29 protein-coding genes are annotated in these 25,067 nt (G+C 63.8%); 18 read left to right on the forward strand and 11 right to left on the reverse strand.

Annotated features, from left to right (window positions below; genetic code table 11):
• Positions 1-43: 43 nt before the first annotated feature.
• From ACFHWW_RS01630 to ACFHWW_RS01645, 4 genes are all read left to right on the forward strand, one after another.
• Complete coding sequence (locus ACFHWW_RS01630) at positions 44-1,594, forward strand: di-heme oxidoredictase family protein (RefSeq protein WP_379937095.1); 1,551 nt, start codon at positions 44-46, stop codon at positions 1,592-1,594.
• Positions 1,594-2,721: an imelysin family protein gene (locus tag ACFHWW_RS01635; RefSeq protein ID WP_379937096.1), complete on the forward strand. Its 1,128-nt coding sequence runs from the start codon at positions 1,594-1,596 to the stop codon at positions 2,719-2,721. Before ACFHWW_RS01630 ends, ACFHWW_RS01635 begins: the two co-directional genes overlap by 1 nt.
• Positions 2,722-2,939: 218 nt before the next feature.
• Positions 2,940-3,929, forward strand: a complete 990-nt coding sequence (gene corA / locus ACFHWW_RS01640; RefSeq protein ID WP_379937097.1) for a magnesium/cobalt transporter CorA — start codon at positions 2,940-2,942, stop codon at positions 3,927-3,929.
• Positions 3,930-3,980: 51 nt separating this feature from the next.
• Positions 3,981-5,120: a DUF1513 domain-containing protein gene (locus tag ACFHWW_RS01645; protein ID WP_379937098.1), complete on the forward strand. Its 1,140-nt coding sequence runs from the start codon at positions 3,981-3,983 to the stop codon at positions 5,118-5,120.
• Here ACFHWW_RS01645 and ACFHWW_RS01650 read toward each other — a convergent pair.
• A complete protein-coding gene (locus ACFHWW_RS01650) occupies positions 5,066-5,620 on the reverse strand; it encodes a GNAT family N-acetyltransferase (protein WP_379937239.1) in 555 nt (184 codons plus the stop codon). The genes ACFHWW_RS01645 and ACFHWW_RS01650 overlap by 55 nt on opposite strands.
• Before the next feature lie 81 nt (positions 5,621-5,701).
• Between ACFHWW_RS01650 and ACFHWW_RS01655 the strand changes: the two genes are divergently transcribed.
• The 4 genes from ACFHWW_RS01655 (at position 5,702) to guaA (ending at position 8,993) form a co-directional block, all read left to right on the forward strand.
• Positions 5,702-6,157 carry a TspO/MBR family protein gene (locus ACFHWW_RS01655; RefSeq protein ID WP_379937099.1) on the forward strand — a complete coding sequence of 152 codons (456 nt, stop codon included), beginning with the start codon at positions 5,702-5,704 and terminating at the stop codon, positions 6,155-6,157.
• 80 nt (positions 6,158-6,237) lie between these two features.
• A complete protein-coding gene (locus tag ACFHWW_RS01660; protein WP_018093923.1) occupies positions 6,238-6,690 on the forward strand; it encodes a PaaI family thioesterase in 453 nt (150 codons plus the stop codon).
• Positions 6,687-7,325, forward strand: coding sequence for a 5'-methylthioadenosine/S-adenosylhomocysteine nucleosidase (locus ACFHWW_RS01665; RefSeq protein ID WP_379937100.1), 639 nt, complete (start codon positions 6,687-6,689; stop codon positions 7,323-7,325). The genes ACFHWW_RS01660 and ACFHWW_RS01665 overlap by 4 nt, the downstream gene beginning before the upstream one ends.
• Positions 7,326-7,430: 105 nt before the next feature.
• On the forward strand, positions 7,431-8,993 hold the full coding sequence (gene guaA / locus ACFHWW_RS01670; RefSeq protein ID WP_100669817.1) for a glutamine-hydrolyzing GMP synthase: 1,563 nt from the start codon (positions 7,431-7,433) through the stop codon (positions 8,991-8,993).
• A gap of 73 nt (positions 8,994-9,066) precedes the next feature.
• Here guaA and ACFHWW_RS01675 read toward each other — a convergent pair whose 3' ends face one another.
• The 3 genes from ACFHWW_RS01675 to ACFHWW_RS01685 are packed head-to-tail and all read right to left on the reverse strand — an operon-like array spanning position 9,067 to position 9,955.
• Entirely contained in the window at positions 9,067-9,228 is a 162-nt protein-coding gene (locus tag ACFHWW_RS01675) for a DUF5131 family protein (protein WP_379937101.1), read from the reverse strand.
• Entirely contained in the window at positions 9,228-9,659 is a 432-nt protein-coding gene (locus ACFHWW_RS01680) for a type II toxin-antitoxin system VapC family toxin (RefSeq protein WP_379937102.1), read from the reverse strand. The genes ACFHWW_RS01675 and ACFHWW_RS01680 overlap by 1 nt, the downstream gene beginning before the upstream one ends.
• Positions 9,656-9,955, reverse strand: coding sequence for a hypothetical protein (locus ACFHWW_RS01685; RefSeq protein WP_275596940.1), 300 nt, complete (start codon positions 9,953-9,955; stop codon positions 9,656-9,658). Before ACFHWW_RS01685 ends, ACFHWW_RS01680 begins: the two co-directional genes overlap by 4 nt.
• A 381-nt stretch (positions 9,956-10,336) precedes the next feature.
• Between ACFHWW_RS01685 and ACFHWW_RS01690 the strand changes: the two genes are divergently transcribed.
• The 5 genes from ACFHWW_RS01690 to ybaK all read left to right on the forward strand — a co-directional run bounded on the left by ACFHWW_RS01690 (position 10,337) and on the right by ybaK (position 14,259).
• Positions 10,337-10,924, forward strand: a complete 588-nt coding sequence (locus tag ACFHWW_RS01690) for a hypothetical protein (RefSeq protein ID WP_379937103.1) — start codon at positions 10,337-10,339, stop codon at positions 10,922-10,924.
• Positions 10,925-11,019: 95 nt separating this feature from the next.
• Positions 11,020-12,081 carry a succinylglutamate desuccinylase/aspartoacylase family protein gene (locus ACFHWW_RS01695; RefSeq protein ID WP_379937104.1) on the forward strand — a complete coding sequence of 354 codons (1,062 nt, stop codon included), beginning with the start codon at positions 11,020-11,022 and terminating at the stop codon, positions 12,079-12,081.
• A 96-nt stretch (positions 12,082-12,177) separates the two neighbouring features.
• The gene (gene tatA, locus ACFHWW_RS01700) at positions 12,178-13,347 is read left to right on the forward strand and encodes a tyrosine aminotransferase (RefSeq protein WP_275596943.1); all 1,170 of its coding nucleotides are present in this window, start codon (positions 12,178-12,180) and stop codon (positions 13,345-13,347) included.
• An 84-nt stretch (positions 13,348-13,431) separates the two neighbouring features.
• Positions 13,432-13,782 carry an ArsC family reductase gene (locus ACFHWW_RS01705; RefSeq protein ID WP_379937105.1) on the forward strand — a complete coding sequence of 117 codons (351 nt, stop codon included), beginning with the start codon at positions 13,432-13,434 and terminating at the stop codon, positions 13,780-13,782.
• A 3-nt stretch (positions 13,783-13,785) separates the two neighbouring features.
• Positions 13,786-14,259, forward strand: coding sequence for a Cys-tRNA(Pro) deacylase (gene ybaK / locus ACFHWW_RS01710; protein ID WP_018093914.1), 474 nt, complete (start codon positions 13,786-13,788; stop codon positions 14,257-14,259).
• A gap of 25 nt (positions 14,260-14,284) precedes the next feature.
• Here the strand turns inward: ybaK and ACFHWW_RS01715 are convergent, their stop codons facing one another.
• On the reverse strand, positions 14,285-14,737 hold the full coding sequence (locus ACFHWW_RS01715) for a MarR family winged helix-turn-helix transcriptional regulator (RefSeq protein ID WP_379937106.1): 453 nt from the start codon (positions 14,735-14,737) through the stop codon (positions 14,285-14,287).
• A gap of 80 nt (positions 14,738-14,817) precedes the next feature.
• On the opposite strand from ACFHWW_RS01715, the gene ACFHWW_RS01720 reads away from it, so the two are divergent.
• Positions 14,818-15,504 carry a glutathione S-transferase family protein gene (locus tag ACFHWW_RS01720; protein WP_379937107.1) on the forward strand — a complete coding sequence of 229 codons (687 nt, stop codon included), beginning with the start codon at positions 14,818-14,820 and terminating at the stop codon, positions 15,502-15,504.
• A 71-nt stretch (positions 15,505-15,575) separates the two neighbouring features.
• Positions 15,576-16,832, forward strand: a complete 1,257-nt coding sequence (locus ACFHWW_RS01725; RefSeq protein WP_379937108.1) for an aminopeptidase — start codon at positions 15,576-15,578, stop codon at positions 16,830-16,832.
• Between the two features lie 143 nt (positions 16,833-16,975).
• Here ACFHWW_RS01725 and ACFHWW_RS01730 read toward each other — a convergent pair whose 3' ends face one another.
• Positions 16,976-17,860 (reverse strand): EamA family transporter, encoded by an 885-nt coding sequence (locus ACFHWW_RS01730; protein ID WP_379937109.1) that lies wholly within the window; start codon positions 17,858-17,860, stop codon positions 16,976-16,978.
• Between the two features lie 215 nt (positions 17,861-18,075).
• Between ACFHWW_RS01730 and ACFHWW_RS01735 the strand changes: the two genes are divergently transcribed.
• Positions 18,076-18,570 carry a MarR family winged helix-turn-helix transcriptional regulator gene (locus tag ACFHWW_RS01735; protein WP_100669828.1) on the forward strand — a complete coding sequence of 165 codons (495 nt, stop codon included), beginning with the start codon at positions 18,076-18,078 and terminating at the stop codon, positions 18,568-18,570.
• Positions 18,571-18,578: 8 nt separating this feature from the next.
• Here the strand turns inward: ACFHWW_RS01735 and ACFHWW_RS01740 are convergent, their stop codons facing one another.
• The 3 genes from ACFHWW_RS01740 to ACFHWW_RS01750 all read right to left on the reverse strand — a co-directional run bounded on the left by ACFHWW_RS01740 (position 18,579) and on the right by ACFHWW_RS01750 (position 21,675).
• Positions 18,579-19,169, reverse strand: a complete 591-nt coding sequence (locus ACFHWW_RS01740; RefSeq protein ID WP_379937110.1) for an NAD(P)H-dependent oxidoreductase — start codon at positions 19,167-19,169, stop codon at positions 18,579-18,581.
• The gene (gene xseA, locus ACFHWW_RS01745; RefSeq protein WP_379937111.1) at positions 19,169-20,749 is read right to left on the reverse strand and encodes an exodeoxyribonuclease VII large subunit; all 1,581 of its coding nucleotides are present in this window, start codon (positions 20,747-20,749) and stop codon (positions 19,169-19,171) included. Before xseA ends, ACFHWW_RS01740 begins: the two co-directional genes overlap by 1 nt.
• Before the next feature lie 134 nt (positions 20,750-20,883).
• The gene (locus tag ACFHWW_RS01750; protein WP_379937112.1) at positions 20,884-21,675 is read right to left on the reverse strand and encodes a helix-turn-helix domain-containing protein; all 792 of its coding nucleotides are present in this window, start codon (positions 21,673-21,675) and stop codon (positions 20,884-20,886) included.
• A 126-nt stretch (positions 21,676-21,801) separates the two neighbouring features.
• Between ACFHWW_RS01750 and ACFHWW_RS01755 the strand changes: the two genes are divergently transcribed.
• Positions 21,802-22,212 (forward strand): hypothetical protein, encoded by a 411-nt coding sequence (locus ACFHWW_RS01755; protein WP_379937113.1) that lies wholly within the window; start codon positions 21,802-21,804, stop codon positions 22,210-22,212.
• Positions 22,213-22,256: 44 nt separating this feature from the next.
• On the opposite strand, the gene ACFHWW_RS01760 is transcribed toward ACFHWW_RS01755, so the two are convergent.
• Complete coding sequence (locus tag ACFHWW_RS01760) at positions 22,257-23,243, reverse strand: Gfo/Idh/MocA family protein (protein ID WP_379937114.1); 987 nt, start codon at positions 23,241-23,243, stop codon at positions 22,257-22,259.
• Positions 23,244-23,460: 217 nt separating this feature from the next.
• Between ACFHWW_RS01760 and ACFHWW_RS01765 the strand changes: the two genes are divergently transcribed.
• Positions 23,461-24,411, forward strand: a complete 951-nt coding sequence (locus ACFHWW_RS01765; RefSeq protein WP_275596953.1) for an aldo/keto reductase — start codon at positions 23,461-23,463, stop codon at positions 24,409-24,411.
• A gap of 16 nt (positions 24,412-24,427) precedes the next feature.
• Here the strand turns inward: ACFHWW_RS01765 and ACFHWW_RS01770 are convergent, their stop codons facing one another.
• Entirely contained in the window at positions 24,428-25,060 is a 633-nt protein-coding gene (locus ACFHWW_RS01770; RefSeq protein WP_275599951.1) for a hypothetical protein, read from the reverse strand.
• Positions 25,061-25,067: the final 7 nt, after the last annotated feature.

A 25,067-nucleotide genomic window follows, 5' to 3' on the forward strand; every position in this document is an offset into this window, starting at 1 on the left:
AAAGGCGGGCCGCGACGGACAGGTGGCGGCCCGGCCTCCCTCGATGAATGTCTTCGCCCGCTTTTTCGCGCTAACCGTTGCCGCTCTCATTTGCGTCGCCCCCGCGGCGTCGCGCGATGGCGGTATCGCGGAAAAGGCGGATGTCGGGTGCGCGCCTGTTCGCGACGACCTTTCCGCCGAAGACCTCGAGCGCGTTCTGTCGGTCACACGCCCAACCACCGATTTTTCCAGGCCTGAGCCCTTCGAAGCGATGCCGGCCGGTGCCGCGACGACGATTGCACGGGCGGATCGGATGATCTTCTCCCAGGCATCGGACAACCTTCCCTTCGAGGACGAACAGGATTTTCACCTCGGCAAGGCGCTCTTCGAGAAGCTCTGGGTCTCCTCACCCTCTTCCACGCAGGCCTCGGACGGGCTGGGGCCGCTCTACAATGCGAGGGCCTGCGAGAGCTGTCATGCCCGCGACGGACGCGGCCGCCCGCCCGAGGGGGCCGCCGACGCGACGTCGATGCTCCTTCGGCTCGCCCGTGCCCCGCGCGACGATGCCGAGCGCGCGGAGATCGCCTCCCATGCACGGCTCAACTTTCCCGACCCGGTCTATGGTGCTCAGCTTCAGGACAGCGCCGTGCCGGGGCTTGCTGCCGAGGGCCGCCTCGACATCACCTATACGGAAGAACTGGTGGCGCTTGCCGGCGGCGATACGGTCCCGCTCCGCAAGCCGCATTATGCGATCGCCGATCCCGGTTACGGACCGCTCGATGCGGCGACGACGCTGTCGCCGCGCGTCGCCTCGCCGATGATCGGCATCGGTCTCATCGAGGCCATCCACGAGGCCGACATTCTGGCGCGTGCCGATCCGGAGGATCGCGACGGCGACGGCATCAGCGGACGGCCGGCCCTCGTGCGCGAGCGCCGGACCGGCCGCGTCACCCTCGGCCGCTTCGGCTGGAAAGCGCAGAACCCGTCCGTGCGCCAGCAGGTCGCCGATGCCTTTGCCGTGGATATCGGCATCTCCACCTCCGATCTCGACCGCAGTCATGGCGATTGCACGGCTGCCCAGACGGGCTGCCTCGATCTGCCGGACGGCGTGCAGCCGCGGCTCGGAGCGGTCGAGGCCCCCGACCCGGTGCTCAACCTCGTGACGTTCTATTCCTCCAATCTTGCCGTGCCTGCTCGCCGCAAGGCGAGCTTTCCGGAAACCTTGAAGGGCAAACGGCTCTTCCATGAAGCCGGCTGCGCCGCCTGCCATGCGCCGAAATTCGTGACCCGCCGGGACGCCACCCACAAGGCGCAGGCGTTTCAGCTCATTTGGCCCTATTCCGACTTCCTCCTGCACGACATGGGCGAAGGCCTCGCCGACGGCCAGCAGGTCGGCGAGGCCAGTGGCCGCGAATGGCGTACGCCCCCGCTTTGGGGCATAGGCTTGACCAAGACCGTGAGTGGGCACAGCTTCCTTCTCCATGACGGACGCGCCCGAAACCTGGCCGAAGCCATTCTCTGGCACGGCGGCGAAGCGGCGAAGGCACGCAATGCCTTCGCCGCCATGCCGAAGGACGACCGCAAAGCCCTGATCACATTCCTGGAGTCCCTCTGATGCGCCTTCCGTTCGCGAGCCTTCCTCTCGCCCTTAGCCTGATATTCCTCGCTGCCCCCGCGGCGGCGCAGGAAGGCGGTGCGCTTTCCCCGCGTGTCGTCGAAGAGGCGGCCGTGCCGAGGGTGATGGCGCAGGCCGTGGACGGCTTCATCATCCCCGGCTATCGAGACCTCGCAGAGGCGACGAACGCCCTCTCCGAAGCGAGCGCCGGGCTCTGCAAGTCACCTTCCGAGACGACCCTCGAAGCGGCGCGGTCGGCCTTTTCGAGCGTCGTCGAGAGATGGTCCGCGATCGAGATCATCCGCCTCGGTCCGGCCCTCGAACAGAACCGTTTCGAACGCTTCCTCTTCTATCCCGACCGGAAAAGCACGGGCTTGAAGCAGGTCCAGGCAATTCTCGCCAAGAAAGACGAGAGCGCCACAAGCCCGGACACCCTCAAGGGGAAGAGCGTCGCCGTCCAGGGCCTCGGGGCACTCGAATTCGTGCTCTACGGTACCGGCGCGGAGGTTCTCTCCGGCAAGCAAGGGGACTTTCGCTGCCGATATGGGCTTGCTGTCTCGCAGAATTTGAGGAGCATCGCGGGCGAGCTCCTTGCCGCATGGGAAAAGCCGGACGGGATCCAGGCGGCCTGGAAGGAGCCAGGCCCGGGCAATCCGCTCTTCCGGGACAACAGGGAAGCCGCGACCGAGCTTCTGGGCGTGCTCGTCCACAGCGTCGAGATGATAAAGGACCAGCGGCTGCGGCCCTTCTACGCCGGAACGGTCCACGGGACGCCCGACAGGGGCCGTCCGAAACTTGCCATCTACTGGCGCTCGGCCAACACGATGCCGGCGATCTCGGCGAATCTCGGTGGTCTCCAGAGACTCTTCGATACGGCCGGCATGGAGAGCCTTCTGCCAGCCGACAGCCGCTCGATCGCCGGTTCCATCGACTTCCTCTTCAAGGCTCTGATCGCCGCTACGGACGGTCTCGACGGGCCGATCGAGGATGCGCTTGCCGACGAGAGGCAGCGCGCCAAGCTGGATTTCATCGCGCTCAACACGGCCGATCTGCTCGACCGGCTCAATCGCGAATTCGGCGGTTCGATCGGCCTCGGCGCCGGATTCTCCTTCGCCGACGGCGACTGACACGGGAACGTGAAAACGCTGCGGAACCCGATGGTTGACAAGCAGGGCATTTCGGAGCAAAGCGCATCCATGGCCGCCTGCGCGGACATGTCTCACCAACAAGGATCAACTCAAGATGAACCCCGACAGTCGAAGTCGAGCCTTCATGCTCACGGCCGTCCGGACCTGATTTGATCAGGGCTCCGCCGGTCGGATGACTCGGCCCCATGGAGCCTGAAATGCTGCGCATCTACAAAAGCCAGAACAGCCGACTTGTGCACGTCGACCTCCTCGACGGCCTGGCATGCCAGGAACCGGTGATCTGGTTCGATCTCTTCAATCCGTCGAGCGAAGAAACGCGCCTTGTCGAGGAGCGCCTCGGCATTGCCATTCCGACCCGTGACGAGATGCAGGAAATCGAGCTTTCCGACCGGCTTTACCAGGAGGACGGCGCCGAGTTCATGACGATGACGGCGACCGCCAAACTCGACAGCGATTACCCGGCCAAGGTGCCCGTCACCTTCATCCTCAAAGGCGCGACCCTCGTGACGGTCCGCCATGCGGAGCCGAAGCCGTTCCAGGTCTATGCCAACCGCATCTTGAAGCCGAACGGCGCGGCGTGCGAGACGGGAGAGCTCGTAATGCTCGGCCTGCTCGAGGCGATGATCGACCGTACGGCGGATGCTCTGGAGCGCGCAGGCAACGACGTCGACCAGATCTCACGGGAGGTCTTCCGCAAGTCGAACGCCAGCGCCACCAAGAAGACGCGCGACCTGCAGTCGCTGATCGAGCAGATCGGCCAGAAGGGCGACCTGCTGACCGTCATCCGCGAAAGCCTCGTCAGCATTGGCAGGCTCGTCGCCTATCACGTCGCCATCGAGGGGAGCACGCACCGCAAGGCGGCCAAGGAGAGCCGGCAGCGGATAAAGCTCGTTCAGCGCGACGCGGCATCCCTCGGAGACCACGCGCTGTTCCTGTCGAACAAGATCAATTTCCTGCTCGACGCGACGCTGGGGCTCATCAACCTCGAACAGAACCAGATCATCAAGATCTTCTCGGTCGCCGCCGTCGTGTTTCTGCCGCCGACCCTGGTCGCCTCGATTTACGGGATGAACTTCGAGGTGATGCCGGAACTCACCTGGCGGTTCGGCTATCCCTATGCGCTGATGCTGATGGTCGCCTCGGCCCTGTTGCCGTATGTCTATTTCAAACGGCGAGGTTGGCTGTGATAGCGGAGTGACCTCGACCGTTGCATGAAATCGCCCGCTGCAGGAAATCGCATGAAGACCGATACCCTCATCGACCGCCGCAGCTTCGTCAAAATGGCGGGTGCCGCGTGGGTGACCGCCCTTGCCCCCAGGGGCGCCTTCGCCCTCGAAAGGGCCGATGCCGTCTTCGCCTCGGCCTTCATGGCGCAGGACGGCAGCTACGGCGTCGCGACGCTCACGGAAACGGGCGAGATAGTGGAGCGCAGGCTGCTGCCGGCGCGTGCGCATGGCATGACCTTCTCCCCGGTAAGCCGGCGCGCGGTCGCCTTTGCCCGGCGGCCGGGCACCTATGCCATGATCTTTGCGCCGGACGGCACCGCCGAGCCGGTCGTCATCACCTCCGCCGAGGGCCGGCACTTCTTCGGCCATGGCTGCTTCTCGGCCGACGGCCGGCTGCTCTATGCGACCGAAAACGACTTCTCCGCCAATCGCGGCATGGTCGGCATCTATGATGGCCGCCGGGATTTTACCCGTATCGGCGAGTTCCCGACTTACGGCATCGGCCCACACGACATGACGCTTGCCGCCGACGGACGCACGCTCGCAATAGCCAATGGCGGCATCGAGACCCATCCGGATTTCGGCCGCACCAAGCTCAATCTCGACCGCATGGAGCCGAGCCTGGCACTCGTGGACGCCGCGACGGGGGCGCTCATCGAGAAGCATGTGCTGCCGCCTCATCTCAATCGCCTTTCGACCCGACATGTCGACATCGGCGCCGACGGACGTGTCTGGTTCGCCTGCCAGTACGAAGGTGCGCGCAACGACCTTCCGCCGCTGGTCGGGCACTTCGCCCAGGGCGAGGACCTGACCTTCGTAGACCTGCCGGAACGAACCACCGCGGCGCTCGCAAACTATGTCGGCGCTATCGCGGTCAACCGCCAGGAAGGGCTCGTCGGCCTCACCTCTCCCAAGGGCAACGTCGCGGTGACCCTCAACGCCAAAACCGGTGCCGTCCTCAAGGAGGAACCGGTTGCGGACGCAGCGGGCATTGCCGCCGCGAAGCACGGTTTCGCCGTCTCCTCCTACCGCGGCCTATTCAAGGAGCGAAGGAGCCCCGTTGCGTGGGATCAGCACATAATCCGGCTGGCGACGGATCAGATAGACGCGTCTCCGAAGTCGGAGAGCGCCGCGAGATCGTCCCAGCGATAGGCCACCTGATCCAGGCTTTCTCTGCCGACGCTGACCCGGCCCTCGCCGACGGCGCGGGCACCAAGCCGCTCATAGAATACCCGGTTGGGGTTACCCTTCAGCACCCAGGCAAAAAGCGACGATCCTCCTGTGTCGCGGCAATGGCCGGCGACGCTGCGCACCAGCGCGGAGCCGAGGCCTGCGCCATGGAACTCCGGCAGAAGATAGAGCTCGTAGAGCTCCCGGTCGAATGCTGGCGGCATTCCCCTTGCCTTGCCGCAATTTGCAAAGCCGATCACCCGGTCGTCGGTCATGTCGGCCGCGACCATGATGAAGCTGCCCGGAAGACGCATGCGCCGCGCATGCCGCATCGCCTGGTCCTCGACGGTCATGGCATCGAGATAGGCGTCGGATATGATGCCGCGAAACGTCGCGCGCCAGGTCCTGACCAGGACCGACGCGATCGTCATGAGGTCGTCGGGCACGGCCGGGCGGATTTCGATGCGCCGGAAGTTTTTCATAGACCACATATAGGTGGCGCCGCTTCGCCGCCAACCGGTACAGCGACTGGAAATCGCCGCCCCCGGCTCCATTTAGCACGCATGAACAGAACCGTGGCGCATGTCCTTTTCGTCGTTGCCGTTCTCGGCCTCGGCCTCGCCATCGGCTACATCAACATCCCCGACGCATGGTATCGGTCGCTGGCAAAGCCGAGCTTCACACCGCCGAACTGGGTCTTCGCTCCCGCCTGGTCGATCCTTTACGTGATGATCGGAATTGCCGGTGCCCGCAGCTTTCTCGATCATCGCGGCCACTCCGTCCTGTGGCCGCTGTGGCTCACCCAGATGATCCTGAACTTTCTCTGGTCGCCGCTGTTTTTCGGGCTGCACCAAATCGCTGCCGCGCTGGTCGTCATCTTCGCCCTGTTCGCGTCCATCGTGGCATTCATCCTCGCAAGCCTGCGCAAGGACAGGATTTCGGCTCTGTTGTTTGTGTCCTACCTTGCATGGGTGGCCTTCGCGACCCTTCTCAACGGTTCGATTTTCCTCATGAATTGAGCTTGCCGGGCCGCAGCCGGCGTGCCAGTCTCCGGGAAAATCCGGGCAGCGTTGTCCGCGGAATCAAGGCAAACCGACACATGGACGAAAGCGATCCTCACGACTTCAGGAAGCGCATCCGGGAAAGCTTCAGACGGCAGGCCGCGATGCGCACGATCGGAGCCGAGCTTACGCGCGTCGAACCGGGGACCGTCGAGATCGAGCTTTCCTTCGATCCCAAGCTGACGCAGCAGCACGGCCTTCTGCATGCCGGCGTAATTTCCGCCGCGCTCGATGCGGCGGGTACCTATGCCGGCTATTCGGTGATCGACCCCGACGCATCGCTGCTGACGATCGAGTTCAAGGTCAATCTGCTTTCGCCCGGACGGGGCGAGCGGTTCCTCTTTCGCGGCGAGGTGACGAAGCCCGGCACCACGATCATCGTCTCGGACGGGCGGGCCTATGCGGTCAGGTCCGACGGACCGGCCAAGCTCATCGCCTCGATGACAGGCACGATGATGGTGGTGCGCGGACGCGAGGGGATCGAAGGATGAGCTTCGAACTCAAGCCGGTAGCGGGGCGCACTATTCTCCATGTCATGGCTGTGGACGCCGAGTACGGTCCGTCCCTCCGTGCCAGGATCGCACCCCTGATGACGGGCGTCGGTCCGGTCGAGGCGGCCGTCAGCCTGACCAGGGCGCTCGCGGAGCTCCACGCCGGAGGCAGCCTGCCGGACCTCGTCGTCTCGCTCGGCTCGGCCGGGTCCGCGACGCTCGAACAGACCGAAATCTACCAGGCGGTCTCGGTCGCCTACCGCGACATGGACGCCTCGCCCCTCGGCTTCGAGAAGGGCGCGACGCCCTTCCTGGATCTGCCAGCCGTCGTTAAACTGCCGCTCAGCATTCCCGGCGTGAAGAAGGCACGGCTTTCGACCGGCGCCGACATCGTCTCCGGCAGGACCTATGACGAGATCGACGCCGACATGGTCGAGATGGAGACCTTTGCGATCCTGCGCGCCTGCCAGTCGTATGGCGTGCCGCTCATCGGCCTGCGCGGCATTTCGGACGGGAAGGCGGAGCTGAAGCATGTCGGCGACTGGACCGAATACCTGAACGTGATAGACGAGAAGCTCGCAGCCACCATCGACCGGCTCGAGGCGGCGCTGGAGGCGGGCGAAATCCGGCTCTGAGCCTTCCGCCCAGGCGCCTGATTGTCCGGGTGCAATGTTATCGTTGCGCCAAAGGCGGGCTTTCATTAAAGGCTCGCCATGATCAAGCTTGCTTGAAGGCCCGCTATGACCCAGACAGCCCATCCCGACACCGTCCTGATCGTCGACTTCGGCAGCCAGGTGACGCAGCTCATCGCCCGGCGCGTACGCGAATCCGGCGTCTATTGCGAGATCGTGCCGTTCCAGTCGGCCGAGGAAGGCTTCAACCGGCTGAAGCCGAAGGCGGTGATCCTGTCCGGCAGCCCGGCTTCGACCCTCGACATCGGCTCGCCCCGCGCGCCTTCCGTCATTTTCGACAGCGGCCTGCCGGTCTTCGGCATCTGCTACGGCCAGCAGACCATGTGCGCCCAGCTCGGGGGGAAGGTCGAGAGCGGCCATCACCGTGAATTCGGAAGGGCGTTCCTGGAAGTCGAGAAGGACTGCGCACTTTTCGACGGGCTCTGGTCGCTCGGCTCGCGCCACCAGGTGTGGATGTCGCATGGCGACCGGGTCACCGCATTGCCCGAGGGCTTCGAAGTCGTCGCCACCTCTTCCAACGCACCCTTTGCCTTCATCGCCGACGAAAAGCGCAAATACTATGCCGTCCAGTTCCATCCGGAAGTCGTGCATACGCCCGACGGCGCAAAGCTCATCGCCAACTTCGTCCACAAGGTCGCCGGCATTACGGGGGACTGGACCATGTCGGCCTACCGCGCCAAGGCGGTCGAGGCGATCCGCAAGCAGGTCGGCGACAAGAAGGTTATCTGCGCGCTTTCCGGCGGCGTCGACTCGTCGGTGGCGGCCCTCCTTATCCACGAAGCGGTCGGCGACCAGCTCACCTGCATCCTCGTCGATCATGGTCTGATGCGAAAGGACGAGGCGGCAAACGTCGTCGCCATGTTCCAGGAGCATTACAACCTTCATCTGCTCCATATCGACGCCTCCGATCGCTTCATCGGCGAACTCGAAGGCGTCAGCGACCCGGAAACGAAGCGCAAGATCATCGGACGTCTCTTCATCGAGGTTTTCGAGGAAGAGGCCAAGAAGCTCGGCGGCGCCGACTTCCTCGCCCAGGGCACGCTCTACCCTGACGTCATCGAAAGCGTCTCCTTCACCGGCGGCCCCTCGGTGACGATCAAGTCGCATCACAATGTCGGCGGCCTGCCGGAGCGCATGAACATGCAGCTCGTCGAGCCGCTGCGCGAACTCTTCAAGGACGAAGTCCGCGTGCTCGGCCGCGAACTCGGCCTGCCCGAAAGCTTCATCGGCCGCCATCCCTTCCCCGGCCCAGGCCTCGCGATCCGCTGCCCCGGCGGCATCACGCGCGAGAAGCTGGAAATCCTGCGCGAAGCGGATGCGATCTATCTCGACGAGATCCGCAAGGCGGGCCTCTATGACGCCATCTGGCAGGCCTTCGCCGTGCTGCTTCCCGTGCAGACGGTCGGCGTCATGGGCGACGGTCGCACCTACGAATTCGTCTGCGCGCTGCGTGCGGTCACCTCCGTCGACGGCATGACCGCCGACTTCTACCACTACGACATGGAATTCCTCGGCCGCGCCGCCACCCGCATCATCAACGAGGTCCGCGGGATCAACCGCGTCGTCTACGACGTCACCTCCAAGCCGCCGGGCACGATCGAGTGGGAGTAGGGGAAACGGCGGCGATCGGCGGCTTTAGCGTCGAATATCGTAGAAAAGGCGGGAAAATCAGAGGTTCGGCTGATCATGGAGTTTCGGTCGTTTGGCCATTTTCGATTGCATGGCAGTGCGTGCAGCCGGCGGTGACGATCGAACTTCCTGCCACAGGGTTCCAAGTGGAATCCGTCCACTCTATTTGAGTTTCAGCCATCAAATCCCCCACGCATTCTTCCGACCGGCGCTGCATTAGATCGCTCCGCGCATAGGATTGAGGATCTCAACTCCGGCAAAATCCCTTTCATTATCTGTTACTACCACGCAGTCGTTTGCGCCGGCGACAGCAGCGATGATCATGTCGAGCCCGCTAAGCGGCTTACCGGCCGCTTTGCCCGCCGCCATTAGCTGCGCCCAGATCAGGCCCGCTTTGGCGTCGAACGACAGGATGCGGCCAGCAAACAGAGCCTGAGGCCCTTCAGGCCCAGAAAACCACCTGTCGAGAGCGGCGCGCTTCTTGCCTCGTGGCTTCTCCAGAATCCCCCGTCGAATTTCCGCAACGGTCAGCGACGCGATGAACAGGTCCTCATCACGCTGCCTCGACATCCACGCCAGAAGCGACTCCGATGGCTGCGGTTTAACAACATTGCTGATGATATTGGTGTCCAGCAGATAGCGCGTCACAGGTCGACTTTGCGCGCATTTTCACGGGGGCGGGAAAGATCGAGTTCCGCGTTCACCAGCGGCGAACGCCGCAGCGCCGCGAGGATGCCGCCAGGTTTTGGCGGATCGCCAGCGATCGACTTGCTGACCGTGGCGCGAAGCTCTGAGGCCTCGGGCGTGTCTTCGGACAGGCGCCTGGCTAGCGATCGGATAAGGTCGCGATCAGCGTCCCGGCCAAGCACTTCGAAGCGGGCAAGGCCGCGCTTGCCAAGGCGAGAGCGATAATTCTGGATGGCGCGCTTCTGTGAACTTCCCATGACTGCCTCCGGTATTTCCAGTAATATAGCCAGAATTCGGGCGTATAGCAAGGTCGCGCGGTCGGTGGACGGTCTGGTCGCGGCGCAGTGGTATCGTCGCTAATCGTGTGATACGCCTTGCTTGACGGTACTTTATGCGAAAGCGAAGGCACGATTTTCGCACATGGCCCCAAAATCCAATCATTTCAAAAGCGCCGTTTTTTGACGATCCACATGACGGTATTTCGGAGAGCGAAAAAATAATTTTTCAAGGAAAAAACAATGACTTAAGTCAGAGATCAACAATCGAGTAGGAGTCATTTTGCCCATCCGGCGATGTGAAAAATAATCAAAACCGTCCTCCACCTTGTTCACGTGAGGCATTAATTTAATCTGGATGTCATGCGCCGCTCGGAGATCGACAGTCAAAACCGCTATCTTCTCAAACTGCAGCATGATTACCGCCTGGCGGCGGACATCGTCGCCCGCGCCTGGGCCGAGTTCCCTGAAGTTCAGGCGATCTCCGTCATCGGCTCGGTTGCAAAGCCGCTCTGGAAGGAGGTCCCTCGCTTCAGGGGTTTCCGCAGCAGCGGCATCGAGGTCTGGCACGAATGCAGTGATCTCGACATGGCGCTCTGGCTCGACACGCAAGAGCGCCTCACCGAACTGAGCAAGGCATGCGCCCGCTCCTTGCGAGAGGCATTCGAATCCGGAGCCGGCATGAGTGTTCCGGGCAACAAGGTCGATACCTTCCTTTTCGAGCCGGGAAGTGATCGCTATCTCGGTCGCCTCTGCCGCTTCAACGAGTGTCCCAAGGGCAAACTCGATTGCCTTACGCCCGGTTGCGGTGCGATTCCATTCAACAAGACCATTCCCGGGTTCACGCCCGGGGCCGATCTGCTGGCGCCGGCGCGATATGCGATGCTCTACAAGCGCGGCGTCGGCGTGCTGCGCTCGGCTCTTGACCTTCCGACGGTCGAAGAGGATTGAGATCGGCGGCAGCCAGGGTCTACAGCCGTCGTCGGGGCTTGCAATACGGCAATGCCAAGTCTCATAACCGGTTTTCGAGTTTGAGGACGAAACGAGTGGACATTTCCGAAATCATCTTCGCCGGCGATACGCCGGGCATCGAGTGGCGGCTGCCGGTGTTCCGGTTCAAGGGGGCAAACGGCGCAGCGCCGCGGACCTATATCCAGGCGGCGCTCCATGCCAACGAACTGCCGGGAACGGCCCTTCTTCATTTCCTGCTCGAACGGCTCCGCCAGGCGGAGAATGACGGCGCCGTTCTCGGGGATATCACCATCGTTCCTCAGGCAAATCCGATCGGCGCGGCGCAGTCGCATTTCGGCGAACTGCAGGGCCGCTTCGATCTGGGCTCCCGCACCAATTTCAACCGGGATTTCCCGTTGATCTCCCTTGGCGAGCGTGACGGTCTGCTTCAAGGGCCGGACCGTTACTCGGCCGTCGATCGGCTGAAGCGGCACCTTCTTCATATGGCGCTCAGCGCGGATCTGGTGCTCGACCTCCATTGCGACGACGAGGGGCTGCAATATGCCTATATCGACGAGGCATTCTGGCCGGAGGCCGCCGACCTTGCAGCGGCCCTCGACATGGAGGCGGTGTTCCTTTCCGACGGGCAAAGCTCGGCCTTCGAGGAGGCGGTCGCCCATGCATGGAAGCACGAGAGCGAAGGCGAGCGCAGGACCGCCCTGCCCGGCCGCCTGTCGGTGACCGTGGAATTGCGCGGCACGCGCGACGTCTATCCGGAAATTGCGCGCAAGGACGCCGAAAGCATGTTTCGCTTTCTTGCCGGCCGCGGAGTCGTTGCGAGCACCGGCGTCGGCCTTCCGGCTTTTGCCGGCAAAGCCGTGCCGCTCGACAATATCGAGATGATCCGCGCACCGGAGGCCGGTGCGGTCCTCTTCCACCGCGATATCGGCGACAGCGTCGAGGCCGGAGAACTGCTGGCGACCATCCTGGTCCGCCCCGGCGTGCCGGGCGGCACCGTCGAGGTTCGGGCGCCGCAGGATGGGCTCATCGTCACGCGCGTCTCCACCCGTCTCGCCCGCCGCCGGTCCGACCTGATGAAGATCGCCTGCGCCGGGCCTTCGCGTGCGGCGCGCAAGCCGGGGACGCTGGAGGCCTGAACCGGCCGTTTCGACCAGTCGCGGTGCGGAACCGCTTGCCTTTCCGCCTGTGGGAAACGACTATGATCCGATCCACTGCTCCACAAGGAATACCGGATGTTCGACGCTCTCGCCCGCCAAGCCGACGATCCCTTGCTGGCCCTGATCGGCCTGTTCAGAAAGGATGAGCGCCCTGGAAAGGTCGATCTCGGCGTTGGTGTCTATCGCGACGAGACCGGACGCACGCCGATCTTCCGGGCCGTCAAGGCGGCGGAAAAGCGGCTTCTCGAGACACAGGACAGCAAGGCCTATATCGGCCCCGAAGGCGACCTCGTCTTCCTCGATCGGCTATGGGAACTCGTCGGCGGCGACACGGTCGAGCGGAGCCACGTTGCGGGCGTCCAGACGCCCGGCGGCTCCGGAGCCCTCCGCCTGGCGGCTGACCTCGTTGCGCGCATGGGCGGCCGAGGCATCTGGCTAGGGCTGCCGAGCTGGCCGAACCACGCGCCGATCTTCAAGGCCGCCGGGCTCGACATCGCCACCTACGACTTCTTCGACATTCCGTCGCAGTCGGTAATCTTCGATAACCTCGTGAGCGCGCTGGAAGGTGCCGCACCAGGCGACGCCGTGCTGCTGCATGCAAGCTGCCACAACCCGACCGGCGGCGTCCTGAGCGAAGCGCAATGGATGGAGATCGCCGCCCTGGTCGCCGAGCGCGGCCTGCTGCCGCTCGTCGACCTCGCCTATCAGGGGTTCGGCCGCGGGCTCGACCAGGATGTCGCGGGCCTCAGGCATCTTCTCGGCGTCGTCCCGGAAGCGCTCGTCGCGGTTTCCTGCTCGAAGTCCTTCGGGCTTTATCGCGAGCGCACGGGCGCGATCTTCGCGCGGACCAGCTCTTCTGCGTCGGCGGACAGGGTGCGCTCAAACCTCGCGGGTCTCGCCCGCACCAGCTATTCCATGCCGCCGGATCACGGCGCAGCGGTGGTGCGGACGATCCTTGACGACCCGGACCTCAGGCGCGACTGGGCGGAGGAGCTCGAGTCGATGCGGCTCAGGATGACCGGCCTGCGGCGGTCGCTTTCCGAGGGACTCCGCACCCGCTGGCAGAGCCTCGGCGCGGTCGCCGATCAGGAGGGCATGTTTTCCATGCTGCCGCTTTCCGAAGCGGAAGTGATGCGGCTGAGGACCGAGCACGGCATCTATATGCCGGCATCCGGCCGCATCAACATCGCCGGGCTCAAGACGGCGGAAGCCGCCGAGGTTGCCGGCAAGTTCACCAGTCTCTGATCTCTTGTCTTTTGCTCCGGGCCTTTTCCGACGCGCGGCGCCCGGCTATGTCCTCCCGCATCTGAAAGTACGGAGAGATTCGGCATGACGGTTACGATCTACGGCATCAAGAACTGCGACACGATGAAGAAGGCCCGGAACTGGCTCGACAGCCGCGGCACTTCCTACGATTTCCACGACTACAAGGCGGAAGGCATCGATCGCGCGCGACTCGAGCGCTGGTGCGCCGAACTCGGCTGGGAGACGCTGCTCAACCGCTCGGGCACCACCTTCCGCAAGCTGGATGAGGCCGACAAGCGGGACCTGACGGCCGACAAGGCGATCGCGCTGATGCTCGAGCAGCCGTCGATGATCAAGCGCCCGGTGATCGAGGCCCAGGGCAGGCTGCTCGTCGGCTTCAAGCCGGAACTCTACGAAGCCGCGTTTGGGGCTTAGACCATGTCGAAGACGACCCGGGCGACGCAGGCTCTCGCAAAGGCCGGCGTGATCTTCACCGTTCACAGCTATGACTACGATCCCGGTGCCGAACGCGTCGGACTGCAGGCGGCTGAGGCGCTCGGCGAAGACCCTTCCCGCGTGCTGAAGACGCTGATGGCCGAGGTGGACGGCAAGCCGGTCTGCTGCATCGTGCCCTCGGACCGGGAGGTGAGCATGAAGAAGCTCGCCGCAGCCTTCGGCGGCAAGTCGGCAAGCATGATGAAGCCGGCGGACGCCGAACGGCTCACCGGCTATCACGTCGGCGGCATCAGCCCCTTCGGGCAAAGGAAGACCGTTCCGGCCGCAATCGAGGAAGCGGCGCTTGCCGAAGAACTGGTGTTCATCAATGGCGGGCAAAGAGGTCTGCAGGTACGGCTTGCACCGAAGGACGCGCAGGCCGTATTGCGGGCAGTCGCCGCGCCTTTGATCGCCTGATCTCTACGCAGAAGAAGGGCGCGCGTCAGCCGAGTCTCGAAAGCAGCGTCGCGAGCTCGCGTGCCTCTCCTTCGCTCAGTTTCGCGCCGACATGGCGCGCGATCGAAGGCGCATAGGTCTGCCACATGCGCTTCCGGGTGTCCCGCCCTTTCTCGGTCACCACGACCCAGCAGCCGCGCGCGTCCTCGTCGAAGGCCTCCCGCTGCACGAAGCCTTCCCTCTCCAGCCGGTCTATCAGGCGCGAAAGGTTGTACTGGGCAAGCAGCGTGCGCGCCTCGATCTCGAAGGGGCGCAGCCTCCCGCCATCCGCCTTCACCAGTTCCCATAGCACGTCGTACCAGGCCAGCGGCGGCAGGGCCGCCTCCTTGAAATCCTTTTCGATGGCCGACAGCAGGCGCTGCTGTGCCCGCATCAGACCGATCCATGCAAGGGTAGCGGCCTCGGTCGGCTCGCTGGGTTCCGTCTTCTTCGTGCTCATAGATGCAATTACATCTATCTTGACCCATCTGGCAAGACAAGTTATATGCAGATGCATCTAAATCGAACCGGGAGCGACCGATGACCGCGCAACTCACCCTGATCAGCCACCATCTCTGCCCCTATGTGCAACGCGCCGCGATCGTGCTTGCGGAAAAGGGCGTGCCCTTCCAACGCGTCAATATAGATCTCGCCGACAAGCCGGACTGGTTCCTGAGGATTTCACCGCTCGGCAAGGTGCCGCTGCTGAGCATTCCGCAAAGCGGGAGCGAAGCGATCCTCTTCGAGAGCAGCGTCATTTGCGAGTATCTGGAGGAGACGCAGACCGGACCGAAGCTTCATCCCGCCGATCCGTTGCTGCGCGCGCGCCATCGCGGCTGGATGGAGTTCGGCTCTTCCATCCTTGCCGATCTCTGGGTCTACGAAACGACGCAGGACACCGCTGCACTGGAGGCCAAGCGCAAGGTGCTCCAGGCGAAATTCGCGACCATGGAGGCGGAGCTCGCCGAGGGTCCGTATTTTGCAGGCAGCCGCTTCAGCCTTGTAGATGCGGTTTTTGCGCCGATCTTCCGCTATTTCCACGTGTTCGATCAGATCTCCGACCGCGGCATCTTCAAGGACCTGCCGCGCGTCACCGCCTGGCGCGAGGCGCTGACCGGGAGGCCGAGCGTGAAAGCCGCAGTCGGCGAGGACTATCCGCAACGGCTGATGGCGTTCCTCGAGCAGCACCAAGCGGCGTTGCTCGACACCGGAAGAGTGGCGGCCTGAAGAACCCTTCTGTTTTCCGCGGAACCGGTCTAAAACCGCTGACATCCGCAAGAAGACGAGCAGGAGCCGCCATGAACGCCCCCCTCCAATCCACGAGGAATCCAATCGATCCCGTCAAGCTCGAAAAGCTCGCCGAGGTCGCCATCAAGATCGGTCTGCAATTGCAGAAGGGTCAGGACCTGGTGATGACCGCGCCGATCGCGGCGCTGCCGCTCGTGCGCCTCATCACCAAGCACGCCTATATGGCAGGCGCCGGACTGGTGACGACGTTCTACGCCGACGAGGAAGCGACGCTCGCCCGCTATGCCCATGCGCCCGACGAGAGCTTCGACCGCGCCAGCGACTGGCTCTATGAAGGCATGGCCAAAGCTTATGCGGGAGGAGCTGCGCGCCTGGCCATCGCCGGCGACAACCCGATGCTGCTTTCGGCTCAGGATCCGGCGAAGGTCGCCCGCGCCAACAAGGCGAACTCGATCGCCTACAAGCCGGCGCTCGAAAAGATCTCCAATTTCGACATCAACTGGAACATCGTCTCCTATCCGAACCCCTCCTGGGCGAAGCAGATGTTCCCGGACGATCCGGAAGCGGTCGCCGTCGAAAAACTCGCAAACGCCATCTTCGCAGCGTCGCGGGTCGACGTCGACGATCCGATCGCCGCATGGAAGGACCATAATGCCGAGCTGCACCGGCGCTCGGCCTGGCTGAACGGAGAGCGCTTCGCCGCCCTGCATTTCACCGGGCCCGGCACCGACCTCACCGTCGGACTCGCCGATGGGCATGAGTGGCACGGCGGCGCCTCGGTCGCCAAGAACGGCATCACCTGCAATCCGAACATCCCGACCGAGGAGGTGTTTACGACGCCGCACGCGCTGCGCGTCGAAGGCCATGTTTCGAGCACCAAACCGCTCTCCCACCAGGGCACGCTGATCGACAATATTCAGGTGCGTTTCGAAGCCGGCCGGATCGTCGAGGCCAAGGCTTCGCGGGGCGAAGAGGTGCTGAACAAGGTGCTCGATACCGACGAGGGCGCCCGGCGGCTCGGCGAAGTGGCGCTGGTGCCCCATTCCTCGCCGATTTCGGCCAGCGGCATCCTCTTCTACAACACGCTCTTCGACGAGAATGCCTCCTGCCACATCGCGCTCGGCCAGTGCTATTCGAAGTGCTTCCTCGACGGCGCAAGCCTCAGCCAGGAGCAGATCCGCGCCCAGGGCGGCAATTCGAGCCTGATCCACATCGACTGGATGATCGGCTCCGGCAAAGTGGGCATCGACGGCGTGCGCCTCGATGGCAGCCGTGTGCCCGTCATGCGCAAGGGCGAGTGGGCCTGATCGTTTTGCGGCATGGCGGTGCCTCTCATCCGCCAGCCGCACCTTCTTCCTGCGGACGGCGCGAAGCAGACTCGCGGCAAAACCCGGCGTATCATTGCGGACATCCGCTCTCTCCGCTTGCGGGGAGAAGGTCGGTCCTCTGGTTAAATCCGAAGAGAGGGGGCGGATGCCGCGCGGCGCGTCGCCTGTGCATACTGGCTCATCCACACGCTTGCGAAGACGGTTGCGATCCCGAGCACCTGCACCGCCGTCAGCTGCTGATCGAGCACGGTCCAGCCGATGAGGATCGCGACGACCGGGCTCAAGAAGCCGAGCGGCGAAACCTGGGAGGGTTCGAGCCGCGATAACCCGCGGAACCAGAGCAGGTAGGTGAAGGCCGTGCCGATCAGGCCGAGATAGGTAAAGCCCAGAATATTGGCTGCAGTGAGCGATGGCAAAGAAGGTTCCAGCAGGAAGGCGACCGGCACCAGAAGCAGTCCGCCGGCCGCCAATTGCCAGGCGGTAAAGGTGAGCGGCGAGACCGGCGGCGTCCAGTATCGGCTCAGCACCGTGCCGAATGCCATGGAGACGGCGCCTGCCAAGCCAGCCGCGACGCCCACCGGATCCAGCGCCGCTTTCGGCGTCAGCACCAGGAGCGCGACCCCCGCCATGCCGGCAACGCCGGCAACGACGCTCAAGGCACGGGCGGGCGAGCCGAGAACGATGCGCGACAGGACGATCACGATCAACGGCTGAATGGCTCCGACGGTTGCGGCGACACCGCCGGGCAGCCGGTAGGCGGAAACGAAAAGCATCGTCTGGAAGAACGAGAAGTTGAGCGCGCCGAGCACGAAACTACGCGCCAGCCATACACCCGTCGGCATTTGCCGGACGACAAGCAGCAGCAGCAGCCCTGCCGGAAGCGCCCTGAGCATTGCGACCGTGACCGGGTAACCCGCCGGCAGAAATTCCGTTGTGACCAGATAGGTACTGCCCCATATGGCCGGCGCTATGGCCGTAAGCAGAATATCGGAGCTGCGGATGCCCATATCTTCACCTCAAGAATCTCTACGTCAAGATAACCCTAATCCAATTTATCTTGACGTCAAGATACATGGTGGCTACGACTTCATGAAGGATGAAGCGTTCACTCCGATCGCTAGAGCATTTCAACGTTTCATAGAAACTCTGAAATGCTCTAACCATTCGATCCAACGCACTTCCGGACGGAAAACTGTTACACACTTTTCCTGGAAGTACTCTAATGCAGACGGATATGGATCACGTAGACAAAATCCTGGCGCAGTGGCGCAGAGAGCGGCCGGAGCTGGATGTGACGGCCATGGGTCTGCTCGGCCGACTATCGCGGCTCCGGGCCCATCTCGCTCGTGAGGTGGAAAGCACCCTTGCCGAACACGGCCTGAACTCGGCGAGTTTCGACGTGCTCGCAACGCTGCGGCGCTCCGGCCCGCCCTTCCGGCTCTCGCCGGGCGATCTGTTGGGAACGACGATGGTCACCTCCGGCACGATGACCAACCGCATCGACCAGCTCGAGAAAGCCGGGCTTGTCGAACGCCTGGACAATCCGGAAGACCGGCGCGGCGTCCTCATCGCCCTGACACCGCAGGGTCTCAAGCGCGTGGACACGGCGGTCACTGATCATGTCGCCAATCAGCAGCGCCTCGTTGCAGGCATAGAACCCGACGAACGGGAGGCTCTGGACGCGCTGCTCAGGAAATTCCTCGCGGTCTTCGAATAGATCGCCGGTCAGATCCGGCTCACCAGAGCCCTCACACGCTGGAGATGGCGCTTCCGCTTCGCCTCCGTCACCCGATCCATGTCGTGCAGAGTGAGCATGCGGAAGTCCAGCCCCTTGCCGCAGAAGGCGGCGATGCCGCGCTTCAGCAGCCGCCGCACCGGATTTCCCATGTAGAGATGCACGACCCACCAGGGGGATCCGGTACTGGTCAGCGCCCAGAACAGCTTGATGTTGCCGAGGCGAGGAATGATACGGCCGCCCGCCGCATCATGGTCGAAAGCGACCCCGGGCGCAAAGACGCGATCGAAGAAACCTTTGAGGATCGCCGGAAAATTGAACCACCATTGGGGAAAGACGAGCACGAGTCCGTCCGCAGCCCGCAGCCGATCGATCCAGCGCGATACCCCGGAGGCGTCGTAACCTTTATCGAAATAGCTGCCCCGCTCGGCCACGGTCAGCTGCGGATCGAAGCCTTCGCGATAGAGGTCGAGCAGGTCGACCGTATGCCCTTTGGCCTCGAGCGTCTCCCTGGCCACGCGCGCGACACTCGCAGCGAAGCTCTCTTCTAGCGGATGGGCGAGCACCATCAGGATATGCATCAGAAGAGGCTGCCCTGCTTCGTCGGCTCGCCGGAGCGCGCAGGCCGCTTCTTCGGCGGCTGCGGCGGAGTGCCGTCCTCGCCGGCGACCGCCGCCACGCGGCCGTCGGCGAATTCCAGCGAAAGCGCCATGCCGGGATGCACGGCAGCCGCCTGTTTCACCGGCTCGCCCGCGGCATCGCGCACCAGCGCGAAGCCCCGCTGCAGAACGCTGTGATAGGAGAGCGACTGCAGCACGCGATCCTGCGCCGAAAGCGCGCTTTTCATCCTGCGCAGATCGGCGGCGATCGCCGCATCCCCACGCCTGCTCAGGCTGGAGACGCGATCCGATGCGCGATGAACCTGGCCGATCAGCCGTGACGGCAGAACGCGGAGCGAGGCATCGGCGGACGAAATGCGCTGAGCGCCACGTTGAAGCTTGCGCTCGACGATGCGCTCGGCCCGGTTTACGGCATCTAAGACGCGCTGGCGCCGATCGACGATCCTTGCGGTCAGGAGCTCCGGCCGGAGATGGGCCGCATTGCGCTCGAAGCTTCGCCGCTTATTGGCCGTGTTCATCTGGAGGCCACGGCCGAGTCCGGCGGCCGCCTCGTCGAAGCGACGCCGCGGCAGGGCGAGCAATTGGTCGAGCGAGGGCAGCGCCCGTGCAAGCGAACGCAGCGTCTGGCGGCGATTGTCCATCTGCCGCGCCGCGGCGCCCTTGAGCCGGGCTGCGAGACCGGCGAGCTGGGCCTCGAGATCGGCCTTCACCGGTACCGCGATCTCGGCCGCACCGGTCGGCGTCGGCGCCCGCTGGTCGGCCGCATGATCGATCAGGGTCCAGTCCGTCTCGTGACCGACGGCCGAGATCAGAGGGATGGCGGAAGCCGCCGCGGCCCGCACCATGGCCTCGTCGTTGAAGCACCAGAGATCCTCGAGGCTGCCGCCGCCGCGCGCGACGATCAGCACGTCGGGCCGAGGAATGGCGCCGCCCGGCTGCAGCGCGTTGAAACCCTCGATCGCGGCCACGATCTCCTCGCAGGCGCCGTCGCCCTGCACGCGCACCGGCCAGACGATGACATGGACTGGGAAACGGTCGGCAATGCGGTGCAGGATGTCGCGGATCACAGCCCCGGTCGGCGAGGTCACGACGCCGATGACCCTCGGCATGAAGGGCAGCGGCCGCTTGCGGCCCGCATCGAAAAGCCCTTCCGCGGCAAGCTTACGCTTGCGTTCCTCGATCAGCGCCATCAGCGCACCTGCACCCGCGGGCTCCAGCGAGTCGATGACGATCTGGTACTTGGACGAGCCGGGGAAAGTCGTGACCCGGCCGGTCGCGATCACCTCCATCCCCTCCTCCGGCCGGAACTTCAGCCGCGCGAAGGTGCCCTTCCAGACGACCGCGTCGATGCGGGCGCGATCGTCCTTCAAGGCAAAATACGCGTGGCCCGACGAATGCGGACCGCGATAGCCGGAAATCTCGCCCCGCACCCGGACATGCTCGAAGGTCTGCTCGATCGTGCGCTTGATCGAGCCGGACAGTTCCGACACCGAATATTCGGCGACGTTGGAGGGAGATTCGGAATCAAAGAACGAAGTCATACGTCACTTGTAGCCGACAGAGCGGCGAAGATCAGCAGCAAGGCGCGTTTTTCTACATCGTTTCCCGTCCCGTGTGGAATGGTGAAACGATCCGGAGCAATTCTGGAAGAGTGTGCGCCTCTCCCGATATTGCTCTATTGGACGTCGCGCCCGCCCTGCCCGAAGAAGCGCCGGGTCGCGTCGTCGGCCGGAAAGAAGGATTCGATCAGAACGCCCTCGACGAGCGCGTCCTGAGTCGAGCCGAAGGTCGAAAGCGTCGTGATGAAGCTAAGCGACGCTTCGCCGACGCGCAGTTCGATGGGCAGCACCGGCAAGCGGTCCGTCGCCGGGAAGTTCTCGATCGCCATTGCCACCGCCGGGTCGGCAACCAGCCTGTCCAGCCTTCGCTGCAATGGGCTGCGCGGCCCCTGCAGCCACGCCTCCATGCGAACCCGCTGAACGAGATCGGCTGCGGCGGCTTCCCAATTGACCACGAGACCGCGGACCTTCTCCGCACCGAGAAAGCCGTCGAGGAAGTTCTCCCCCGGCTTGAACGGAACGCCCGTGGCACCGACAAGCGCGTCGAAAGCCGGGTTGGTCAGCAGCACCGTATACTGATGGTCGACAACGAGGCCTGGATAGGGATCGTGCCGGTCGAGCATCAGCCGGATGGCATGCGCGACAGCCGGAGGCATTGCATCGAGACCCGTCGCAGGCCGCGCCGCAACGCGCGGCCGGTAGCCCGCCGCGGTGAAGAGCGTGCCCTGTTCACGCGCGGGGACGTCGAGAACCGAGGCGAGCCGCAGGATCATTCCCTCGGACGGCTTGGAGCGGCCCGTCTCCAGAAACGAGAGATGGCGCGCGGAAATGCCCGCCGCCATTGCGAGGTCGAGTTGGCTCATGCGGCGATGTCCTCGCCATTCCTTCAGGCGGCTGCCGAATTCCATCTTTATCTTCCCTGTTGCGGGGGCAGCGTCGCCCGAACGCGGCACAAAATACATTACCTCGGAGGTAATTGGTTTAATGACCGCTCTGGTCCAGCATCTGCCCATCGACAACCGATGGAGACAGATATGTTCGACCTTTCCACCCGCTCTCTTCTCAACAAGACATTTCTCGCCGACGGCATCTTTTCGCTGATCGCCGGCTCGGCTCTCCTCGCGGCAGCGCCACCGATTGCGGCGGTCGTCAGTCCCGCCCTGTCGCCTGCGGTGATCATGGCGCTTGGCGCTGGGCTCCTCGTCTGGGGCGCCTTCCACCTTGCCGCGGCCAGAAAAGAAGGGCCGAGCGCCCTCGCAACGCGGATCAGCATCGCCGGCGACATACTCTGGCAGGTCGGAAGCCTGGCCATTCTTGCGTCTGCCTATTCGGCGTTGACGATCGCAGGACTGGCGCTGATCGTCGTGGCCATGGTGGGCGTCGCCGACTTTCTCTTCTTCAAGATGCGGGGCGCGTCTCAGGCGCGGCTGATCCAGGCGGCATGAAAGGATAGGCCCGGCGCAAAAGGCGCCGGGCCGATCCTTTAGCTTCAGACGGGCTCCCAGCCGTCTTTTTCGCTGGCGCGGTAGATCGCGTCGATGAACATCTGGTTCAGGCGCGAGTTTTCCAGCGTCACCACGTCCTCCGCTTCACCTTTCGCAGCACGTGCGAAGGCCTCGGCCTCGAGCTTGTACTGACGCGCATCCTGGAAGCGGAAGAGCTGCGACTGGCCGTGGTTCTGGTTGGTCAATTCCACCTCTTCCCGGCCATAGCGATCGGCATTGAAGGGCGATTTCACCTCGATGTAGCCCTTGTCGCCGTGGAAGACCATGACCTGGCGGGCGGCGAGCTGTGTCGAGATATAGAAGCTCAGCTCGAAATCGCCGAAGTCGGCACGAACGCTCGAATAGATGTCGGTGCCGAATTCCGGATCGCGCTCGGTACTGGCCTGGACGCGCAGCGGCTCCCTGCCGGTCGAAAACCGGGTCGTGATTGCCGGATAGACGCCGATATCCGGCAGACCGCCGCCGCCGAGTGAGGGGACGTTGCGCATGTTGCCGGGATCGCGGTTGTAATAGGTGAAGGCGCCCTGGACATGCCTGAGGCGCCCGATGGCACCTTCCGCGATGAGCGAGCGCACCTTCCGCCAGACGGGGCTGTAGGTCACCATATAGGCTTCCGAGATCAGCACCCTGTTGCGCTCGCGCGCCGCGATCACGGCATCGATCTCTTCGGCCTTGAGCGCCAGCGGCTTCTCACAAAGCACATGCTTTCCGGCATCCGCCGCCTTGATCGCCCATTCGACATGTTGCGACGTCGGCAGCGGGATATAGACGGCGTCGATCGTGTCGGAGGCGAGCATTTCTTCATAGGAGCCGAAGGCATGCGGCACGGAGAAACGGTCGGCCATGGTCCTCGCCTTGGCGAGATCGCGGCTCGCGATCGCCGTGACGACGCAGTTCTCGGCGTCCTGGATGGCGGGTACGACGAGCTCGCGGCCAATCTTGGCCGTCGACAAAATTCCGAAACGCAGCATGAGGCAGACTCCTTTTCGTGCGCGGCGCGAAGGACGCGCGACATTCCCCTGGGTCACTAGCTGCGCCGAGACTATCCCCGAGGTACGTACCTAGCAAGCCGTGGCGAGGTCAGAAAAACCACGAATGCCGGTGTCATTCGATGGCGAGCTGGCCTATGTTTTTGCCGCAATCCTCCCCATCGCAGCTTGTTTTCATCCAACCACATGGAGCGAAACCATGAAAATGCGCAGACTTGGCCGTACCGGCCTCTCGATTGCCCCGCTCGTCTTCGGCGGCAACGTCTTCGGCTGGACCGCGGATGAGAAAACGTCGTTCTCGCTTCTCGATGCCTTTTTCGATGCAGGTTTTAACGCCGTCGACACCGCCGACGTCTATTCCTCCTGGGCGCCGGGCAACAGAGGCGGCGAGTCGGAAACGATCATCGGCAAATGGCTGAAGCAATCCGGACGCTCGCGCGACAGCGCCGTCATCGTCACCAAGGTCGGCTCGGAGCTCGGACCCGACCGCAAGGGCCTCTCGCGCCACTGGATCATGCAGGCAGTCGAGGAATCGCTGAAACGCCTGCAGACCGATTATATCGACCTCTATCTCTCCCACTGGCCGGACCCCGACACACCCTATGAAGAGACGCTTGCCGCCTACGATGCGCTTCTCTCCCAGGGCAAGCTGCGGGCGATCGGCGCATCGAATCTCGATGCGCAGCAGATGCGCGACGCTCTCGACGTCGCGGCGGCGAACGGCCTGCCCCGCTACGACGTGCTGCAGCCCGAATACAATCTCTACGACCGCGCTTCCTATGACGGTCCGCTGCGCAATCTCTGCATCGCCGAGGAGATCGGCGTCATCACCTATTTCAGCCTTGCGAGAGGCTTTCTTTCCGGCAAGTACCGCTCACACAAGGATCTGGAAGGCTCCGCTCGCGGCGGCGGCGTCGAAAAATATCTCGACGGACGCGGCATGCGGATTCTCGGCGTCTTGGATGAAATCGCCGAGGAGACCGGCGCGAAACAGGCGGAGATCGCGCTGGCCTGGATCATCGCCCGCGACGGCGTCACCGCACCGATCGCCAGCGCCACCAATGCCGACCAGCTGGCAAGTCTGGTGAGATCGGCGGAATTGACGTTGCCGGAAGAGGCGATAAGACGGCTGAACGAAGTGAGCGAATAGAGGGGATTTGCCCTCGTCAGGAAGACCCGCCCCCGGCCGCAAGCTTCGGAAACCCTGGGTAAAGTTGCGCATGACTGCCCTCGTGGTTGGCCATGCCGGGCCTGGTCAGCAGCCCGCGCGGCTCGGCGTAGCTGCTGATCCTGCGGCGCGGCCTCTCGTGCCACTGGATGTTGAAGGCCCAAAGCTTGGGAAAAAAGCAGAGCGAGGCGTAGGGAAGGTGGTCGTGAATCCACCAGGCCAGGCTCTGCCAGCCGCCTTCGTGACGTTCCCGGTCCCAGACCCAGGGAATGGCGATGCAGGCGGTGGCCCCCATGCAGCCCTCCGCATCGCGCATGTCCCAGATATGGTCGGCGGCCGTTGCCGCATTCGTCGAGCAGTTGAGCCTGTTGGCGTTGCCGAAGGCGTTCACGGCACGGTTTCGGTAGCCCGAGCGGATGTGCAGCCGACCGAAGGTCGCCTCGAGCGGTTCCAGAAGTTCGCCGCACAGTTTCCGTCCGGCCTCGATCGCCAGTTCCGGATCGTCGGGGATATTCGGAATCCCGTAGAACTCCGCGATCTCGGAGTGAAGGAAATCGCGCAGGAAAAAGTTCTTCGAGAGGCGTACGCGCCCGAGGTCTTCAAGCGATTTCATCGACCCAGGTTTCTTCATGCTTCCC

This window comes from Sinorhizobium sp. P24N7 (assembly GCF_042436655.1).
Lineage (GTDB): Bacteria > Pseudomonadota > Alphaproteobacteria > Rhizobiales > Rhizobiaceae > Sinorhizobium > Sinorhizobium meliloti_A.

Excerpts from the sequence above, each read along its gene's own strand:
- ACFHWW_RS01630 (WP_379937095.1), top strand. The coding sequence starts at position 44 with ATGAATGTCTTCGCCCGCTTTTTCGCGCTAACCGTTGCCGCTCTCATT.
- ACFHWW_RS01635 (WP_379937096.1), top strand. The coding sequence starts at position 1,594 with ATGCGCCTTCCGTTCGCGAGCCTTCCTCTCGCCCTTAGCCTGATATTC.
- corA (WP_379937097.1), top strand. The coding sequence starts at position 2,940 with ATGCTGCGCATCTACAAAAGCCAGAACAGCCGACTTGTGCACGTCGAC.
- ACFHWW_RS01645 (WP_379937098.1), top strand. The coding sequence starts at position 3,981 with ATGAAGACCGATACCCTCATCGACCGCCGCAGCTTCGTCAAAATGGCG.
- ACFHWW_RS01650 (WP_379937239.1), bottom strand. The coding sequence starts at position 5,620 with ATGAAAAACTTCCGGCGCATCGAAATCCGCCCGGCCGTGCCCGACGAC.
- ACFHWW_RS01655 (WP_379937099.1), top strand. The coding sequence starts at position 5,702 with ATGAACAGAACCGTGGCGCATGTCCTTTTCGTCGTTGCCGTTCTCGGC.
- ACFHWW_RS01660 (WP_018093923.1), top strand. The coding sequence starts at position 6,238 with ATGGACGAAAGCGATCCTCACGACTTCAGGAAGCGCATCCGGGAAAGC.
- ACFHWW_RS01665 (WP_379937100.1), top strand. The coding sequence starts at position 6,687 with ATGAGCTTCGAACTCAAGCCGGTAGCGGGGCGCACTATTCTCCATGTC.
- guaA (WP_100669817.1), top strand. The coding sequence starts at position 7,431 with ATGACCCAGACAGCCCATCCCGACACCGTCCTGATCGTCGACTTCGGC.
- ACFHWW_RS01675 (WP_379937101.1), bottom strand. The coding sequence starts at position 9,228 with ATGCAGCGCCGGTCGGAAGAATGCGTGGGGGATTTGATGGCTGAAACT.
- ACFHWW_RS01685 (WP_275596940.1), bottom strand. The coding sequence starts at position 9,955 with ATGGGAAGTTCACAGAAGCGCGCCATCCAGAATTATCGCTCTCGCCTT.
- ACFHWW_RS01690 (WP_379937103.1), top strand. The coding sequence starts at position 10,337 with ATGCGCCGCTCGGAGATCGACAGTCAAAACCGCTATCTTCTCAAACTG.
- tatA (WP_275596943.1), top strand. The coding sequence starts at position 12,178 with ATGTTCGACGCTCTCGCCCGCCAAGCCGACGATCCCTTGCTGGCCCTG.
- ACFHWW_RS01705 (WP_379937105.1), top strand. The coding sequence starts at position 13,432 with ATGACGGTTACGATCTACGGCATCAAGAACTGCGACACGATGAAGAAG.
- ybaK (WP_018093914.1), top strand. The coding sequence starts at position 13,786 with ATGTCGAAGACGACCCGGGCGACGCAGGCTCTCGCAAAGGCCGGCGTG.
- ACFHWW_RS01715 (WP_379937106.1), bottom strand. The coding sequence starts at position 14,737 with ATGAGCACGAAGAAGACGGAACCCAGCGAGCCGACCGAGGCCGCTACC.
- ACFHWW_RS01720 (WP_379937107.1), top strand. The coding sequence starts at position 14,818 with ATGACCGCGCAACTCACCCTGATCAGCCACCATCTCTGCCCCTATGTG.
- ACFHWW_RS01725 (WP_379937108.1), top strand. The coding sequence starts at position 15,576 with ATGAACGCCCCCCTCCAATCCACGAGGAATCCAATCGATCCCGTCAAG.
- ACFHWW_RS01730 (WP_379937109.1), bottom strand. The coding sequence starts at position 17,860 with ATGGGCATCCGCAGCTCCGATATTCTGCTTACGGCCATAGCGCCGGCC.
- ACFHWW_RS01735 (WP_100669828.1), top strand. The coding sequence starts at position 18,076 with ATGCAGACGGATATGGATCACGTAGACAAAATCCTGGCGCAGTGGCGC.
- ACFHWW_RS01740 (WP_379937110.1), bottom strand. The coding sequence starts at position 19,169 with ATGCATATCCTGATGGTGCTCGCCCATCCGCTAGAAGAGAGCTTCGCT.
- xseA (WP_379937111.1), bottom strand. The coding sequence starts at position 20,749 with ATGACTTCGTTCTTTGATTCCGAATCTCCCTCCAACGTCGCCGAATAT.
- ACFHWW_RS01750 (WP_379937112.1), bottom strand. The coding sequence starts at position 21,675 with ATGGAATTCGGCAGCCGCCTGAAGGAATGGCGAGGACATCGCCGCATG.
- ACFHWW_RS01755 (WP_379937113.1), top strand. The coding sequence starts at position 21,802 with ATGTTCGACCTTTCCACCCGCTCTCTTCTCAACAAGACATTTCTCGCC.
- ACFHWW_RS01760 (WP_379937114.1), bottom strand. The coding sequence starts at position 23,243 with ATGCTGCGTTTCGGAATTTTGTCGACGGCCAAGATTGGCCGCGAGCTC.
- ACFHWW_RS01765 (WP_275596953.1), top strand. The coding sequence starts at position 23,461 with ATGAAAATGCGCAGACTTGGCCGTACCGGCCTCTCGATTGCCCCGCTC.
- ACFHWW_RS01770 (WP_275599951.1), bottom strand. The coding sequence starts at position 25,060 with ATGAAGAAACCTGGGTCGATGAAATCGCTTGAAGACCTCGGGCGCGTA.